Here is a 16,478-nt window from a genome sequence, read left to right as displayed (position 1 = left end):
TTTCCGGAGAAAAGCTTTAAATGAGTACTCTGGCCATTTATAATATTTTCCTAGCTACGCAAACTCCCTTTTAACCAGGCATGAGGATTGGTTGGCCCGATGGGAATTTGAATCAAACAGGTTTTTCTTTTCGAACCGATCCTAAAAAGCTCATCACTTTGGTTCGCATCAAATCCCAATAGTGCATGCCCCCCCATTCCTAAAGCACACGATAACAAGAGCAGCCGTTGGACGAGAATGCCCGCTTCCATCTGTTGTATACGGTATCCTCTAACACCCAGTATATCTTTGAGGTGATCCTTGTCTCCAACTACATTCATGCAGAGTGGAATTTGATTCATATTTACAAAGGGCATCGTTAATCCAGCTTGCAAAAACTCCCGGTGATCTCCCTTGGTTATGCTCTGAAGTGCATGAGTCCCATTGTCATAAGAATAAGCACCATCAGGAATTCCCTCCACATGATAAAAACTTCCATATAAAGAAAAACGAGTTCCAATTTGTCCCTGTGTATCGTCTAGATCATTTTGATATAGGAAAGAAAATGTCTCTTTTAATAAAGTGGATAATTGTGTTTGGCTTACTTTTCCTAACGTAAAATCAAAACCTGGAGAATACCGGTTCCTGCAAGCAGATGCGAAATCATATGAAAAGCGCTCCGCAGCTGGCAGGAAGATCATCTCCGGACCTAACGGAGCCTCAGCATTCTTTTTGTTTACTCTTACAAAGGACTGAGTTGTTTCGAACATCGATGCTTCATTCAGTTTTCTTAGCATCGGATAATCAATGACTCTCTTTGAACGATTATAGGTAGCATGATTCAACACCGGAACTTCCCGGCACAGTTCAGATGCAGACACGGTTTCTTCTCTTTTTTGATCGTTGGCCCGATGCGGTTTCAACGTTATTGGGATTACCGCATAAACACTTTCTTCGTGGTCGGATAATCCAAGCAAATGATTAAGAGACCGATCAAGAAATTGGTAACATACACGCGGGTAGAACCCCATCTGATTGGATACTTCCAGTGTTTGCCCAATGATTACACCCGCATCCAACCCCTGGAGCCTATAGGAAAAATTATTGTACTTATAAAAGTTTTTCCAAAAAACGGTCGAGACAAAAACGGTGCAGAAACTGTCCGAAATAGGAAAATCGTTATCAAGACTTCTGGATAGGTAGTCATCGTAATTGCCTTCCCGCAGCAAAATAAGCCGATGATGCGCCACATCGTAATGGTAAATCCCTGTTGGGGCGTCGTCCAGATTTACATACACATATAATTCATTCGGATACAACGCCCCTCCAGACGGAACAAACCTTCGTAACGACTGAATAAAGCTCACATTCTCGCCCTTGGCTCCATCAATAAATGGAGATTGAGAGAATTGAGTTATGCCATATACATACCATAAGAAATGGCCAAGCTCTTCCAGACCAGGGTTCAGATCATCTTCTCTCTTCCTTAAAGTTAAGGGGACTTCAGCAGTAAGAGGAATCGCTGGTAAGCCACGGTACAATTTATAAGGAAGCGGCGCGTCTTCCCAATCTACCTCCCAATCTGGCGGAAAGACTTTTTCCGTGTCAAAATGCAGTTGATGCAGAAATGTATCTATCTCCAAATCTTTGTCCTCCTACTCTTCCACTAAGGGAATGGATGGGGAAATGGATTAAGCTGTTCATACGTTAATGGTTTATCCTCAAATCCTAGCTGCATGGGTACCGTGAGCACCCTTTCGAGGCCTTTCACCCGGGTAAGGTGATGCCCGAATGTCATTGGCAGCATGCCGGGAATGATTACCTTTACACAGAATAATCCATTCCGTTTGATGTTAGGCGAGGTTTGGTCGACTACAATCACGTCCATGTTCAAATTCCGGAACCTCTTCAGGATATCCTGAAGGTCATCCTTTAAATCAGCATTGGCCGGCGGCTCCTTAAATTCCTCAGCAAACGTACGTAGGGGACCATGATCATCTAATAAAAATTTCAGTCGTTCCTCTGCCTCTCTCAGACCGTAGAGCATCCCATGGTCCTCCATGGTCCGGACCGCGAACGAATCTTGCAGCATCCTTTCATATTTCTCTCTGTTTGCCTCCAATTTTTCGTCATCCCTAAACATCATACCCGCAAGCTCGAAAATCGCGCTTTTTACTGCCCTTATAGGGTCAGGGTTTGCACCTGCCGCACAAATGATGTTTACGCCGTGGGATCGTTTGTTTTTTGCGATGGCCCACACACTTGGAATTCCATGTTCCATCGTTGAATTGTAAAAATATAGATCATACCCCGCCACTTCTTGAATACGGTCCACCATGAGCTGTAATTCTGTATCGTTTGCAGAACGTAGATCAAGCCGTGGGAGTGGGAGCCTGGCGTACCAAGTTAACAAAAAGGAATCCCGCTCGACTACCTCCATGATGGCATGGAAAATGGCTTCCTCCAAACTCCCGCCTACTGCGCATCCGTTCGAGGTTTCATATACAAAACCCTCCCCGCAGCTTAAACTATAATAGGCAAGTAACTTTGGAATCAGAATCGACCGTTCTTGTACTAATGAATAACCCCAGACCCAATCCATTGGGACGTCAGGCTCAAACTTTTTAAAAGGGAAATGAGGCTTTTCATAGTTTTCGGATTCATGAACACCAACACTTGTGGGATTTAATGCGTTATTTTTTAAATGGTGATAACTATCACGAACGACTGTCCTTTTTCCTTGAGGCTCGATCCCGCAATATCGTTCCAAACCTTCCAAAATGGCAGTCAGCTCACTTATTTCATAAGAATTAGTCCTCCCTGCTACTCCCTCAATTCCACCAAAGAGAGGCATGATTACTAAAACATCAGCAAACGGCAATCTGATATCTTGCATTTTCCCATTCATAATCCCTGTACGGGAATCGAGGTAATCTTTGACTAGAACAGCTTTTAAATCATCCATCGAACGGCTTCGATAACCGCCACCATTGATTTTAGGACTAGATTCTAACCGAATTTTAGCTAACTCTGATGTATCAATGGGTAATGAGTTGCAAATCGGGCACAATGGGTCAGGCAAGAAAAAGTGGCTAGAGGTGGATAGCGTTTTAAGGTTTGTGATGAATACTCTTCCTTCTAAATTACTGACTTCTCCTTGTAGAATCTTTTGCACTTCATTACATAACAAATTTGATATTTGAGATAATCCCGTATTCGATGCCCAGGCATCACGCAGTGGTCCTTCTCCAGCTGCCCTTTTCCCTTGAAACGCCAACATTTCTCGTTGATCAGGCCCCGCTATTATAAGCCGGATATCAGCACAGCAAGAACACCCCGGTGCATCTGGGCGTACGTACGGACCAATGATTCCTTCCCCAAACGAAACGAAACCTCGAAGCCATGGGACCCCCGCATCCCTAAAGCGTTTTTCCGCTTTTTGATGAACCGATGGATCCCAGGAATCGTGGAGCACCAGAGCTAATTTTGTTTCAACCGGAATTTCTTCTTCTATACTTTGACGCTTTATGTTATGGCTTTTGGACAATTGGTTATAGACGAAATCCGCCAATAAACCCTTTCCATCCATTAGAATTAAGGCTGCCAATAGGATTCCTCCTCCCGAACCTGTACACCAAATACCCCTGCAAGTTCCTCTTTTAAAAAAGGTTCGAACGAAAGATCATACACAAATAAGCGTTTCCTGTTTTCTTTTAAGACCTGAATGGCAGAATGTAGCACCTCTAATTTAGTAATTCCATCACATGAAGGAATGTGGAATTTGGATTCCTTTTTTTCCAGAAAATCGGCTGGCTCTTTTTTCTGCCTTGCCATTGAATGAACCTGGTTTTGAGCATTTAAAAGTGCTAGTTGTAAGGCATTTCGTAATGCAAACGTTAAATTTAAACCTGCCTTCGTGTAGCTTTGGCCATTCGACCTTACCCGTATGACAGGGAAGCCCAGAACATCGTCTCTTAACTCGATGATGGATGGACCATTTAAGGTGTTCAGTGCATTTAAATAATATTTGCAATGCTGATCTTCTATTAATCCTTGCTGCAAATCTAAAATCGCGCCCTGTTGATCTTCGTTTCTTTCTTTCAATTCTTCATCTAAATATCTTTGTAGCCCTCGACAAACGGCCTCTTCAATGGTTTCTCCCGCTCCGATACCCATAAAACCCTTGGGAATGCTCGAGTCAACATGGTCATTCCGATTTTCAAATCCCTTAACATGTGAATCGCTTAATTGTGAAACGTACATTTCAATGCCAGTTAGCCCGGCATGCCGTTTTGCTTCCTCATGTGTATAACCAGCACAAATTATTTCGGGAAGAAGTTCTGATGGCCCCTCGGAAACTGGATTAACTGCCTGAACATAACACTGTGCCAGAGGAAGCTGTGTCAAATTTCGTTCCTCCCATTGATGGAAAATTCCTATCTCTTCAGAGGTTAGCAGACTAAAGTATTCCAATAGTTTAGTATGTGGAGAATTTCTGTTAGATTCATGTTCAATCCTTAAATCAAGGTCTTCTAACAGCCTGGGAGTTATATTTGTAGACGTAACCAACGGGTGTGCAAGGAATGATAACCAGTCGCCTTCCAATGTTTCAAGATCAAGCATGTAAATTTGATTGCTTTGAGTCGAACCTGCAATGCCTGCAGCCTTCTTGAAAAATTCAAATACAAGGACATTTGACAAAATGGATCCAGCTGTTGAAGAGAAGTTGTTAGGCTGCTGTTCTACCCCAACGGCAGATTGATGAAGGCGGCGCCATGCAGACTCCCAGCATCCATCTGATTCTGGATGAACGACTGGACCAGATAACCCTACCTGCTCTAAACATATGGCAGGCAGGAATACCTTTTTATCCTCCTTGCAAACATCATTAAGGATTCTTAGCTCATTTACATTCCCATCCTGCGAGACATATAGAACCCAATCATAGGCTCTCACAGCTTGTTTCCAAAAACTCCTGTGTTCCCCTCTTTCAAATGGGACCTCCTTAACCTCCACCTCGGAGTCGGCTTCACGGGCATTCTGCACTAGCTCAGAAATCCGCAGCCGATTTGTAGGCATCGATTCAGTTACCAGAAAATCGAATTTAGGGAGTCCCGATTCAATTAAGGTACCCACCAATGAAACTAAAATGGGACCAGCTCCGACTGCCAGAACTTTAGCTTGACGGAACTCCTGAAATTGGTACGCACCAGAATCAACAAAATTCTCAATAAATTCAATTTGTGAAGAATATTTTTCAAGAACCGCAGGATTTAATTGATGTGGCCGATCTTGACTTATATCTCGTACAAATCCATTCTTGTACAACGTTTCTCCAATCTCATATACTCTGGTGCGATACTGGGCCGTTAGTCCCTCTGTTAATTCTCCCAAAGTTTGCTCCCCGTTGAACATCGGCATCAGTGTTTCAATCCATTGATAAATCGTACTGCCTTTCATTCGGAATGAGCTTTCGTTATTTCTAAAATACACACCACCTTCTGGATCAGGCAGATAAAATGTATCTCTTTTTACCTTCAGACGCGTGGACGGGTTCAATTTTGTCATTCCGCTCCTCCTTAGTTCTAATCATTGCAACTCTGCACTATTATTCTATGTAGTTTTCTTTGTCCTATATGATTACCACAAAAAAAGCAGCGTCCCTGCCATAAGCTCGCAGGGACACTTTTTTTGATAAAATACATATTTTTTTAAATCCAAAAGCCAATGCCGACACAACTAAAACCGAAACAACCAGCGCAACTAAAACCGAAGCAGCTGCCGCAACCGCCGCAACCAAAACAACCGCCACAACGGAAAAAGCCTCCGCAACGGCCAAAACCAAAACCTCCGCAACGGCCAAAGCCTCCACAACGGCCAAAGCCACCGCAACGGCCAAACCCTCCGCAACGGCCAAACCGTGCATCCTCACTATAAGGATCCAGGTAAGTTACCTCACCAGCTTGGTAAGGGGCCAATTCCAAGCTTTGCAATGGATTTTGAAAATTATGCATCTTTCCCTCTCCTTTGTATTTATTTATCAGGTTAAACCGACACCTGACGCGAGAGCTGAATGAATTAATTAATCAGTTTGGGCATTTAACTCCATCAGATAATTCGTGTACTCTCCTCAACAAAGTATGATTCCTTTTAGGCAGCTGTTACTGGTGTAAGAGCCTAAAATAGATTTAAAACGCCCATTTCCTTGCTTCCTAAAAATTCAAAAGTACCTTCCTTTATAATTAGAACCCATCGTTCATAAACATACATTATGAACCTACCTAAATAGGAGGAACATATGGACCGCTTAAACCGCCCTAAAGTGAAGCCATACTTACTGACGCGTAGTTTGTTTCCGGAAAATCAGGAGACACCTATCCAATTTATCGATACTGCCAATACGCCGGATAAATTATTTTATAAGCGGAATCACTTTTCTTATCCAGCTCTTTCTTACTCAAATTATTGGCTCCCGATTAATGGGATTGTATCGAAACCATCGCTGCTTTCGATGCAAAAAATTATTCAATTACCTTCAAAAACACTTCAAGTTGTATTGGAATGTTCAGGGGATAAACGCCGCTTTTTCGAACCTAAAGTATTTGGGGAACAATGGGAAAAGGGCGCGATTAGCCAGGGCTATTGGAGGGGTGTGCCATTACGGAAACTGCTTGAACGTTCAGGGATACGAAAAGGAGCAAAGGAAATTGTAGTGGAAGGATATGATTATGGCGAACGGACCGATTTAAATAAGGTTTTCTCATATGCCAGGAGTTTGCCGATCGAGAAGGCACTCCACCCTGACACCCTTATTGCATATGAGTACAACGGCCAGCCGATTCCGTTTAAGCATGGTTATCCACTGAGATTAATTGTTCCCCAGTGGTATGCAATGGCATCCGTAAAATGGATCAAACAAATACGTGTGATCGATTCTACTTTTAAAGGTCCCTTTCAAACAATTGATTATGTGTATTACCCAAATAAAGAAAATAATCTAGATGCCTTTCCTGTTACGTCAATAAATGTGAACTCCACGATTCAAAAGCCTTTGGATATGAAAATTTTAAATACCGGCAAACATCTAATTAAAGGGATTGCTTGGACAGGTAATGGTTTCATTTCAAAGGTAGAGATAAGTGTAGACGGTGGGATCACGTGGCGGCTTGCAACATCGGAGCATGTTAAACATGAAGGTTATGGCTGGCAGCCTTGGTCTTATGAATGGACTGTACCGAAGAAAGGTGAATATGTGATCCTGTCAAAAGCGACAGATTCAACTGGCCGTACGCAGCCGGCCGACCCTTTTTGGAATAGAAAGGGTTACGGGTATAATGCGATGGATCAAATCAAGGTTATGGTGGAATAATAGGAGATCTCGGGATTTACTATCAATCATCGTAAAAGGGATGCCTTCCATATCAGGCATCCCTTTTTACTTTTGCTAATAACGATTTATCCGATTGCGATTTCTTCTTTCCTATTGAATTCTTCACTTTCAACGTTTACTTTTTCAGGTTTAACAATGAATATACTAATTAACGTGGCAATGGTGAACAAAGCCATTATGACATATAAAACCATATCATAGGATTGTGTCTTTTCGAGAACATATGCGCTTAGCTGATTGCCTGTCAGCCCTGCCCATGCCCAGGCAGATAAGGATAATCCATGCACAGTTGAAATACTATTTAAACCAAAGCGGTCAGATAATAGTGGCGGCAAGGTTGAAAATCCACCACCATACCCTGCATTCACGATACAAAGCAAGGCGATAATCAGGAATGCCAAAGAGTTATTGATACCATCAAATACAACGGTCAGTAGTATAACTGAAATCGATGAAATAAAAATAATTTTATAGATTGAGTTGCGATCTTTTAAACGGTCTCCCCATGAAGAGAAAATGATTCGTCCACCTGCATTGAAAATAGCTGTTAACGAGCTAACCAGGCCAATTGCCCCAAATCCGATGAATGCCAAAATGCCTTTTTCCTGCGCAATCAAAGCTAATCCACATGTAATATTAATGTAGAACATCAACCAAATACCGATAAATGTTTTATTTGTTAACGCTTTTCGATAACTAAAGCTCATGCTTTGGGCACTTTCTTCCTCATAACCTGCTGGTTTTTTTAAAGCTAAGTGGCCAGCAACCATCATCACTAAATAGATGCCTGCCAAAATATAAAACATCGTATAGATATTTGCCTGATTTACTAATATTCCTTCATTGTTTCTTTCTCCGAGCAGCTTTTCCATTAAAGGACTTGCAATGACTTTCGCTAAGCCAAAGCCTGCAACGGCAAGGCCTGTGGCTAACCCTTTTTGCTCCTTGAACCAAAGCATCAATGTTTTTACCGGTGTTAAATAACCGATCCCGAGTCCAATTCCCATCACAATTCCATAAGAAACATAAATACCGATCAATGACTTTTGATAAATAAAGAACCCTGTTCCCGCCATGCCAGCAACAAAAAAGATGGCCGCAAGCAAGGACGACTTATGAATGTCTTTTTCTACAAATTTTCCGCCAAACGCCGCAGACATACCTAGAACAAAAATGGCGATACTAAATGCCCATTCCACTTCACTTATTGGTTTCCCAATATAAGAGGCAATATCGCCCTTAAACAGTGACCAACAGTAAACTGTCCCAATACTACAGTGAATCAACAAAGCTGGCAGTACAGCTCGGATCCACTTATTTTCAAACTTGTTCATATAACTACCCCTCCAGTATCACCCAACCTGAATTACGAACATTAATTTATTAATAAATATATATGTTCGAATTTAATCCGAAAAATATTTTGTTTTTATAAATTTTCAGGCTAAATGTTTGTTATTTACGAACGATTATATATCATCTTTAAATATAAATAAACAAAAATTATTATATTTAAATAATTAAAATCTTCCCTGTCCCCAAGAAAACTAAAATAAATCACGAAAATCCCATTACAAAAGCATAAAAAAACAGCCTAAACGCTAATTAGACTGTTTCAAGACTTTCCCTTTGTTGGCAACTGGCCAATTCATTACTATTATTCTGCTATCATTACAATTCTGATGAATACAAAATGAACAAAAAAGAAGCAGCCTAGGTTGATAGGCTGCTTCACTGCCATGCTCTGTTTCACTGAAGTTGGTGTTTTAGACGTTTAATTCACCGGATACAGGACTGGAAAGCTGTCTTTGTTTTTTTGCCTTTTTGAAATGGAACAGTTCATAGAATGTCGGGATTACGATCAGTGTCAGGAAAGTTGACACAAGCAGTCCGAAAATAACGACGACAGCAAGCCCCTTGCCAACTAGATTGAAGCTCATGGCGGATTGGTGCGCAAATAGAAGCGGGACCATGGCAAAAATGGTTGCAAACGCGGTCATCAGGATTGGCCGGAGTCTTACAGCTCCTGCTTCCATAATCGCTTCCCTTATGGTCATCGTCTCTTCATTATGGCGGATCCGGTCGACAAGCACGATTGCATTCGTTACGACGATTCCGACAAGCATCAGCATCCCGATTCCGGATGAAATATCAATGCCTGATTTTGATACAACCAGCCCCAAAAGGGATCCAATCGCCGCGAGCGGCAATGATAATAAAATCGCAATGCTCGCCCGGAATGATTTTAATGTAACGAGAAGGATCATGAACACAATTCCGATCGAGAAAAGAGCAAGTTTCCCAAGCTCCACTAAATCATCGGATGACTGCATGGCTGCGCCGGTGATTTCAGCGCTCGTTCCATCCCCAAATTTGTTGCCTTGTTTCCAGACTGCTAATTGTTTATTAATTTCCCCGGCTACATCGACCATTTTCTTCGGGTCGACAACGGCGTTGACTTGAAGGTAATGGTTACCGTCTTTTGAAAAAATGGTTCCCGGTTCGTTTGACTCCTTAATTGTTGCGATGCTTGACAAAGCAACCGGTCCCTCAGGTGTCATCAATTGAAGATCCTTTAAATCTTCAGCAGATTTTATTTCCTGTATAGCGCCAAGCTGTACCAGTGTGCTGCGGCCGTCGATTTCAACAGTGCCGATTACTGCCGGCTCGATCATTCCTCGAATCGACTGGGATATTCCCTGTGCATTTGCGACGCTTGAATCCACCGTAACCGTCACGGTTGGCTTTTGATTTTCTTCATTTGTTTCTACTTTTTGGACGCCATCAATGCCTTCGAACGTTTTCTTGATTTCATCGGCTGCCTGTTGAATGTCCTTTTCATTGTCGCCGATAACATCCACAGATACGGTTGTTTTATTCTCACCCATTAGTCCGGATGTATTGGCGGCTAATTCCGCCCCGGGAAATTGGTCTTTTTCGCTTCGCAGTTTCTGAACGATTTTAACAGAATCGGCTCCTTCTTTCACGAAGGCCATGAACTGGACCTGGTTTGGATCCTGAAGCTCGCCAAACTGCGCTGCTTCGGCATTATTTCCGACTTGGACAATATGGTTGACAACGTCTTTCTGTTCGGAAAGAAGGTCTTCCATCCTCTTTATCCCGTTTTCAATATCCTTGAATTGCGTTCCACTTTCATAGCGCAGCCAAATGGAAAGATAGGCGCTGTCCTTTTGGTCGACGGAGCCTTTTGGCATCGAAGCAAACAACCCGATTGAGCCGACAATCACCAAAACAGAAATCACAATTGGAAGCCATTTATGATTCAGTGACCAGTTCAGTACTTTCGGATAATACGCTCCTTTCTTGTGCTCTTTGATTTTTACTTTTTTCATCATACGCTGGCTGAGCATCGGCACGACGGTTAGAGAAACCAACAGGGATGCAAGCAATGAACATGTAATGGTAATCGCAAACGGTCCGATTATATCCCTTAAACCGCCGGAAGCAAGCAGCATTGGCAGGAACACTGCCACAGTTGTAAGAGTCGATGATGTGATCGCAGCCGAGACTTCTTTAACTGAATCCACAATGAAGGCAGGGGTGAGAACTTTCTCCCGTTTTCTCCGATAAATGTTCTCGACAACGACGATGCTGTCATCGACAAGCCGCCCGACAGATACCGCAATACCGCCTAAAGTCAGGATGTTCAATGTAACCCCAAAGAAGGAAAGTAAAATCATCGTTATGCACAGCGAAAGAGGGATGCTGACAATTGTGATCAGGGTCATCCGGAAGCTTTTCAGGAACAGCCAGATAATCAAGGCAGCAAAGAAGGCACCTGTAAGTACTTCCTTTGTCATCGCATTAATCGAATTAAGGACTGTATCCGCCAAATTAATGAATATGGTAGCTTCTAACGTTCCTTTATAGTCCTCATTAACCTTCTTCGCTACTTCTTCTACCTGCTTGCCCATCGTGACCGCATTACTCGTTGAATCTTTCTGCACAATAAGTTGAATGAAATTCTTTCCATTCATATGTGTAATGCTCTTAGTGTCCTTCTCCATTGTTACTTCAGCCACATCTTTCAATTTAGTGGCCGGGTTCAACTGGATGTTTTTCACATCTTCCAGGCTGTCAATTTTTCCTGTTACAACGATGCTTGTAGCCTGGTTATCCAGGGTTTGCTCCCCTACAGCGACGGTAGCGTTTTTGCCTTGGAGGAGCATATACATCTTTTCGAGGGGGATTTGGGCTGCGGCAAGTTTTGCAGGATCGACCTTAATCATGACCTGCTGGTTTTTTCCTCCGTAACTCATGACATTCCCTACGCCCTTAATGTTCTTGAACATAGGAAGAATCTCATTGTCTACGAGACTTAATTCTTTATTCTCGATTTCTTTATCAAAGGTAAGCCCCAAATAGACAACCGGGATTTGGGATGTATTCAGCAGCACTACATATGGTTTCATGACCCCGTTTGGAAGGTTGACCATCGAGATGTTTTCTTGAATCTGTTGCTTCGCTTCTTTTAAATCGGTGCCTGAATCGAACGTTATCATCATCTGGGTGAAGTTATTTCCGGTTTCAGCGACCACATTGCGTTTCCCTTTAATGCCTGTCAGTGCTTTTTCAATAGGCTGCGTTACCTGTTCATCCATGGTGACGGCGTCCAAGCCGTTGCCTACTGCCGAAACCGTTATGTAAGGCTGATCTGCTGACGGCATGAGCTCCATCGGAATAGTGGTATAGCTGAAAACACCGAAAATAATCGAGACAATTACGGAAAACACAACCGCAGCCCTATTCCGCAACGCCCATTTTGTAAACCATGTCATAAACATCCCCCAATTCTTTTTCCTTGCAATATAGGAAGATTATACTTAAGAAATGAGACTTTTGCACTACCAATTGGAAACTATACCAAAACTTAACAATTGGTTCTTTTTTGCTTTAGAAAAAAGTCAACTGGAGGCTAGGCCTAGTCGAATGAGTAGACTACAAATCTTTAGAAATTTTAAATTCTTAATGAAAGGCAACGAACATCAATTAAAAAGGCGCTTACCTTATTGGCAAGCGCAACCGATTTTGCATGTTATTCTATTCATTTTGAGAAAATTATAGGCGTTTGAATTACGGTTGGGTTTGGAAAAAAGATTTGTTCCCTTAATAATACAGTTGCACTACTTAAGAAATAAAATGGCTCTCCCAACAAGAAAATTAGGAGAGCCATATATGTTATGAAATTAATCCATTGTTGCAACAAGTCTTCCTGCTACCTCATGGCGTTCCAATTTCAGAAGGCCTTCCCAAATTTCATCAAATGTAATTTCAGAAAGGGCAGGATCAATATCTCCAGACGCCATTAGCTTGTACACTTCTGCGATATCATTAACATCGCCACCAACACTGCCTTTTAAAGTTGCTGCCTTCAGAATAAGAGGATCGGTGTTGATTGTTGATTCTAATTTACCCATCCCGACTAGAACAACCGTTCCTCCTGGAGCAATGACGTCAATAGCTCCCGCAGTCGTTGTCCCAAATCCAGCGTAGTCAACGATTAGGTCAGGTGCGATATGTGCCAATTCTTTAACATCTTCAAAGACTTCTTTTACGCCAAGTTCTTTTGCAAGTTCACGGGCTTTGGGACTAACATCCACTGCATATACTTCAATGCCTTTTACGACCGCGGCGCGTGCCGCAATTTGTCCAAGGCCTCCAATGCCAATGACACCAACCTTCATTCCTGGTTTTGCACCGCCAGTTTGGAACATGGCATGATACGAAGTCATTCCAGCATCTGTACCTGCCGCAGCTTGTGCAAAAGTAATTCCTTCTGGCATGGGAACTAAGTCAACGGCAGGGGCAGACACTAAATCCGCATAACCGCCATCATATCCATAACCAGGTCCCAACCCAACTTTACTTACAGGACAAACCCCTACTCGATCGCCAACTTTATAACCAGTAACACCTGGACCAACTTCTTTAATCACACCAGCAACTTCGTGTCCCATAATAATAGGTGTATGCTCAATGATATTTAACCATTTTGGATCACGCAATGCACCAACATCCGAGTGGCATAGTCCAGCAGCCTTCACTTCAATTAATACGCGGCCTTCTGTAGCTTTTGGGTCTGGTTTCTCTACCAGTTTCAATGGTTCGTTCGTTGTTGTAAATTCCCAGCCTCTCATTTCTATCCCTCTTTCAATTATTTTATTAACAAAGAAATTTTCCTTATATTCTGATAGGTATAGATAAAAAAATTTTTGAAGATTTAAATGGTATCTTTACCACCGTCAACAATGTACGTCTGGCCAATGACATAAGATGCTTCATCAGATGCTAAGAAGCAAACAACATTCGCAAGTTCTGAAGGTTCACCTATTCTGCCCATCGGGATTGCTTCTGAATATACTTTCAACATGTCATCGTCCACGTCTTTCAAAATACCAGTATTAACAACACCTGGTGAAATACCATTTACACGAATGTTATCACGAGCATAATCATGCCCAGCCTGGCGAGTGAGCATTAGCACTGCCCCTTTTGAGGTAACGTAGGCTGGTGAACCTGGCGTGGCATGCCGGGATGAAATAGAAACAGTATTGATAATGGAGCCGCCACCGTTTTGTTTCATATACGGAACGGCATGTTTAATACCGAAGAATGGACCATTTATGTTAATGCCTAACACTCGATTCCATTGTTCCTCCGTATATTCCTCTATGTTTGCATAGGCCCCAATAATCCCTGCATTATTACATAAGATATCTAGCTTTCCGAAAGTATTTACAGCGGTTTCAATTAGATTTTTAACATCTGCTTCTTTTGAGACATCTACTTTTACAGCTTTAACACTTTCACCAAATGTATTTTCCAGCTCAAAAATGTTGTCTGTAATATCTCCGGCAACGACTTTTGCGCCTTCCTTAACAAATTTCTCTACGATGGCATAACCAATTCCTGAAGCGCCTCCTGTTACCACTGCTACTTTATCCTGTAACCTCATCCTGATGCATCCCCTTTATGTTTTACTAGCGTACAAGTTTATTTTATCCCTATCCTAAAATACTTTCAATTAAAATGTCTTTAATTAAAAATATCTAAATTGGATTGAAATGAGTTTGAAAAACTTCAACTTTTTAATAATGCAAAAATTATCATTCAGTACCTTGCATTGAATAGTACTGTATGATATATTTTTTTATGAAGGTACCCTAAAAAAACCAGTACTGCATAATGTGTAGTAGTAAAATGTTAAGGAGTGAGGTGTGATTGAACAGTGAACGTACAATTTAAGAAAGGTGTCCTGGAATTATGTGTTCTCGTATTACTGAATAAGCAAGATCGTTATGGGTATGAACTTGTTCAAAAGATATCCGAACAGATTGATATATCTGAAGGATCTGCGTATCCACTATTAAGGCGATTAACAAAAGAAGGCTACTTTACGACGTACTTAAAAGAATCTTCAGAAGGCCCACCAAGAAAGTATTATAAGCTAACAGATAACGGAAGAGCGTATCTCCATGACCTGCTCCATGAGTGGAAAGAATTCTCAAATGGGGTAAATCATTTAATTGAAGAAGGTGTAAATGGTGAATAAAAAACAATTTATTGCTGAACTAAATGCTTCCTTGAGGAGACTTCCATCTTATGAAAGACAGGATATTTTACAAGATATTGAGGAGTATTTTGAGATTGGATTAGAAGAAGGAAAGACTGAGGAACAACTTTCCGCTTCACTTGGTTCACCCCACCAAATTGCTAAAGAGTTAGTAGCAACGCATCGTGTTGAAAAAGTTGAGGAAACGGCAACTGCAGGTAATATTTTTCGAGCGGTTTGGGCGGTCATTGGATTGGGATTTTTCAACCTTGTTATTGTGTTAGGGCCATTTGTTGCTATAGCAGGTGTCATAATTGCTGGCTGGATAGCGGGAGTTTCATTTGTTGCTTCGCCGATATTGGTATTAATAAATGTAGCCATACATCCACAAATTTTTGAGCTTTTCGACTTGTTCTTTTCGATTGGCCTTGCTGGACTGGGTTTATTTATTTTAATCGGAATGTTCTTTGCTACCCGTGCAACAACAAATGGATTTGTCCGTTATTTAAAATACAATGTACGAGTTGTGAAAGGCGGCATGAAACATGTTCAATATTAAGAAAATATCCATTGTTGCTTTAGTTCTTTTATTAGTCGGTATAACTGGGAGTCTTCTAACGGTTGATGCAAAGAATCATTCTGAGTCGATCAAAGAAGAAAGAATATTTAACAATGAAAATTTCGCCAATATTGATATTAAGGCAGATAACGCTGGGGTAGAAATTATTCCTGCAAACAATTCAACAACGAGAGTAGAATTATTAGGGAATGCCAAAAAGGATAGAGAATATACCTTTGATGCTGATATTCAGAACAATACACTCTCAGTGAATTTAGATGAAAAGCAGCTTAAATTCTACAACTTTGGCTTTTCAGATTCAGCACTGGCTATAAAGGTTTATGTACCTAAAAAATTGTACAATACATTGAGGGTAGAAGTTGGCAATGGGAGTGTAAACGCAGAAGAGATAAATATAAAAGATGCATCAGCTAAAACCATCAATGGAACAATTGATTTAAGGGGTTTGGAAACCTCTGCAATTACCGTCGGAACTGATAACGGCAAAATATTCCTTGAAGACATTGAAGGTGATATTTCCGGGAGTGTCATAAATGGGAGTATATCTTTTGTAACAGATCATTTAGACCGCAACATTGATTTTGAAAATGTGAATGGTAAAATCGAAATTCAAACTGTAAAAGAGCCAACGAATGCCACAATCGATGTAGAAGTAGTCAACGGAAAGGTTGATATATTGGGCGATTCCAGTAGAAACTCTGTGTTTGGAAACGGAAAGAGCTTGATAAAATTAACAACTGTAAACGGCGATATTACAGTAACGAAATAAAAATTACTGTTTTTTAAGAACTCAACACTACTAACCAACAGTTGGCGTTACCCGCTAAATGTAAGTCGGAGCTTTATGTCACGTTTAATTCAACGGACACAGGACTGGATTGTATCTCTTTGTTTTTTTCTAGTGGAACAATTCATAGAATGTCGGGATTATGGTCAGTGTCTAAAATCAAAAGCCC

The 16,478-nt window shown here is 41.4% G+C and carries 12 protein-coding genes; 4 read left to right on the top strand and 8 right to left on the bottom strand.

Annotated elements, in window-relative coordinates; genetic code table 11:
• Positions 1-50 precede the first annotated feature (50 nt).
• The 4 genes from V1499_RS06925 to V1499_RS06910 all read right to left on the bottom strand — a co-directional run bounded on the left by V1499_RS06925 (position 51) and on the right by V1499_RS06910 (position 5,993).
• Positions 51-1,622, bottom strand: coding sequence for a SagB family peptide dehydrogenase (locus tag V1499_RS06925; RefSeq protein WP_409274894.1), 1,572 nt, complete (start codon positions 1,620-1,622; stop codon positions 51-53).
• A gap of 23 nt (positions 1,623-1,645) precedes the next feature.
• On the bottom strand, positions 1,646-3,586 hold the full coding sequence (locus V1499_RS06920; protein ID WP_409274892.1) for a TOMM precursor leader peptide-binding protein: 1,941 nt from the start codon (positions 3,584-3,586) through the stop codon (positions 1,646-1,648).
• Positions 3,574-5,547, bottom strand: coding sequence for a putative thiazole-containing bacteriocin maturation protein (locus tag V1499_RS06915; RefSeq protein ID WP_409274889.1), 1,974 nt, complete (start codon positions 5,545-5,547; stop codon positions 3,574-3,576). Before V1499_RS06915 ends, V1499_RS06920 begins: the two co-directional genes overlap by 13 nt.
• 143 nt (positions 5,548-5,690) lie before the next feature.
• Positions 5,691-5,993 (bottom strand): heterocycloanthracin/sonorensin family bacteriocin, encoded by a 303-nt coding sequence (locus V1499_RS06910; RefSeq protein WP_409274887.1) that lies wholly within the window; start codon positions 5,991-5,993, stop codon positions 5,691-5,693.
• Between the two features lie 284 nt (positions 5,994-6,277).
• Here V1499_RS06910 and V1499_RS06905 point away from each other — a divergent pair, with 284 nt between their 5' ends.
• On the top strand, positions 6,278-7,348 hold the full coding sequence (locus V1499_RS06905; protein ID WP_409274885.1) for a sulfite oxidase: 1,071 nt from the start codon (positions 6,278-6,280) through the stop codon (positions 7,346-7,348).
• Between the two features lie 86 nt (positions 7,349-7,434).
• Here V1499_RS06905 and V1499_RS06900 read toward each other — a convergent pair whose 3' ends face one another.
• The 4 genes from V1499_RS06900 to V1499_RS06885 all read right to left on the bottom strand — a co-directional run bounded on the left by V1499_RS06900 (position 7,435) and on the right by V1499_RS06885 (position 14,345).
• On the bottom strand, positions 7,435-8,703 hold the full coding sequence (locus V1499_RS06900; protein WP_409274883.1) for an OFA family MFS transporter: 1,269 nt from the start codon (positions 8,701-8,703) through the stop codon (positions 7,435-7,437).
• 432 nt (positions 8,704-9,135) lie between these two features.
• Positions 9,136-12,168, bottom strand: coding sequence for an efflux RND transporter permease subunit (locus tag V1499_RS06895; RefSeq protein WP_409274881.1), 3,033 nt, complete (start codon positions 12,166-12,168; stop codon positions 9,136-9,138).
• 408 nt (positions 12,169-12,576) lie between these two features.
• A complete protein-coding gene (locus V1499_RS06890; protein ID WP_409274879.1) occupies positions 12,577-13,527 on the bottom strand; it encodes a zinc-binding dehydrogenase in 951 nt (316 codons plus the stop codon).
• 83 nt (positions 13,528-13,610) lie between these two features.
• Positions 13,611-14,345 (bottom strand): SDR family NAD(P)-dependent oxidoreductase, encoded by a 735-nt coding sequence (locus tag V1499_RS06885; RefSeq protein ID WP_409274877.1) that lies wholly within the window; start codon positions 14,343-14,345, stop codon positions 13,611-13,613.
• Between the two features lie 273 nt (positions 14,346-14,618).
• On the opposite strand from V1499_RS06885, the gene V1499_RS06880 reads away from it, so the two are divergent.
• The 3 genes from V1499_RS06880 to V1499_RS06870 are packed head-to-tail and all read left to right on the top strand — an operon-like array spanning position 14,619 to position 16,291.
• Positions 14,619-14,942, top strand: coding sequence for a PadR family transcriptional regulator (locus tag V1499_RS06880; RefSeq protein WP_409274875.1), 324 nt, complete (start codon positions 14,619-14,621; stop codon positions 14,940-14,942).
• Positions 14,935-15,501 (top strand): HAAS signaling domain-containing protein, encoded by a 567-nt coding sequence (locus tag V1499_RS06875; protein ID WP_409276248.1) that lies wholly within the window; start codon positions 14,935-14,937, stop codon positions 15,499-15,501. Before V1499_RS06880 ends, V1499_RS06875 begins: the two co-directional genes overlap by 8 nt.
• Positions 15,488-16,291, top strand: coding sequence for a DUF4097 family beta strand repeat-containing protein (locus V1499_RS06870; RefSeq protein ID WP_409274873.1), 804 nt, complete (start codon positions 15,488-15,490; stop codon positions 16,289-16,291). Before V1499_RS06875 ends, V1499_RS06870 begins: the two co-directional genes overlap by 14 nt.
• Positions 16,292-16,478 lie beyond the last annotated feature (187 nt).

Origin of the sequence: Neobacillus oceani, from assembly GCF_046237595.1 — a bacterium.
GTDB lineage: Bacteria > Bacillota > Bacilli > Bacillales > Cytobacillaceae > Bacillus_D > Bacillus_D oceani.
The sequence above is the reverse complement of the archived record's forward strand: the minus strand, read 5'-3'. Positions and strand labels throughout refer to the sequence as shown.

Coding starts and splice junctions, on each gene's coding strand:
- V1499_RS06915 (WP_409274889.1), bottom strand. CDS start 5,547: ATGACAAAATTGAACCCGTCCACGCGTCTGAAGGTAAAAAGAGATACA.
- V1499_RS06910 (WP_409274887.1), bottom strand. CDS start 5,993: ATGCATAATTTTCAAAATCCATTGCAAAGCTTGGAATTGGCCCCTTAC.
- V1499_RS06905 (WP_409274885.1), top strand. CDS start 6,278: ATGGACCGCTTAAACCGCCCTAAAGTGAAGCCATACTTACTGACGCGT.
- V1499_RS06900 (WP_409274883.1), bottom strand. CDS start 8,703: ATGAACAAGTTTGAAAATAAGTGGATCCGAGCTGTACTGCCAGCTTTG.
- V1499_RS06895 (WP_409274881.1), bottom strand. CDS start 12,168: ATGACATGGTTTACAAAATGGGCGTTGCGGAATAGGGCTGCGGTTGTG.
- V1499_RS06890 (WP_409274879.1), bottom strand. CDS start 13,527: ATGAGAGGCTGGGAATTTACAACAACGAACGAACCATTGAAACTGGTA.
- V1499_RS06885 (WP_409274877.1), bottom strand. CDS start 14,345: ATGAGGTTACAGGATAAAGTAGCAGTGGTAACAGGAGGCGCTTCAGGA.
- V1499_RS06870 (WP_409274873.1), top strand. CDS start 15,488: ATGTTCAATATTAAGAAAATATCCATTGTTGCTTTAGTTCTTTTATTA.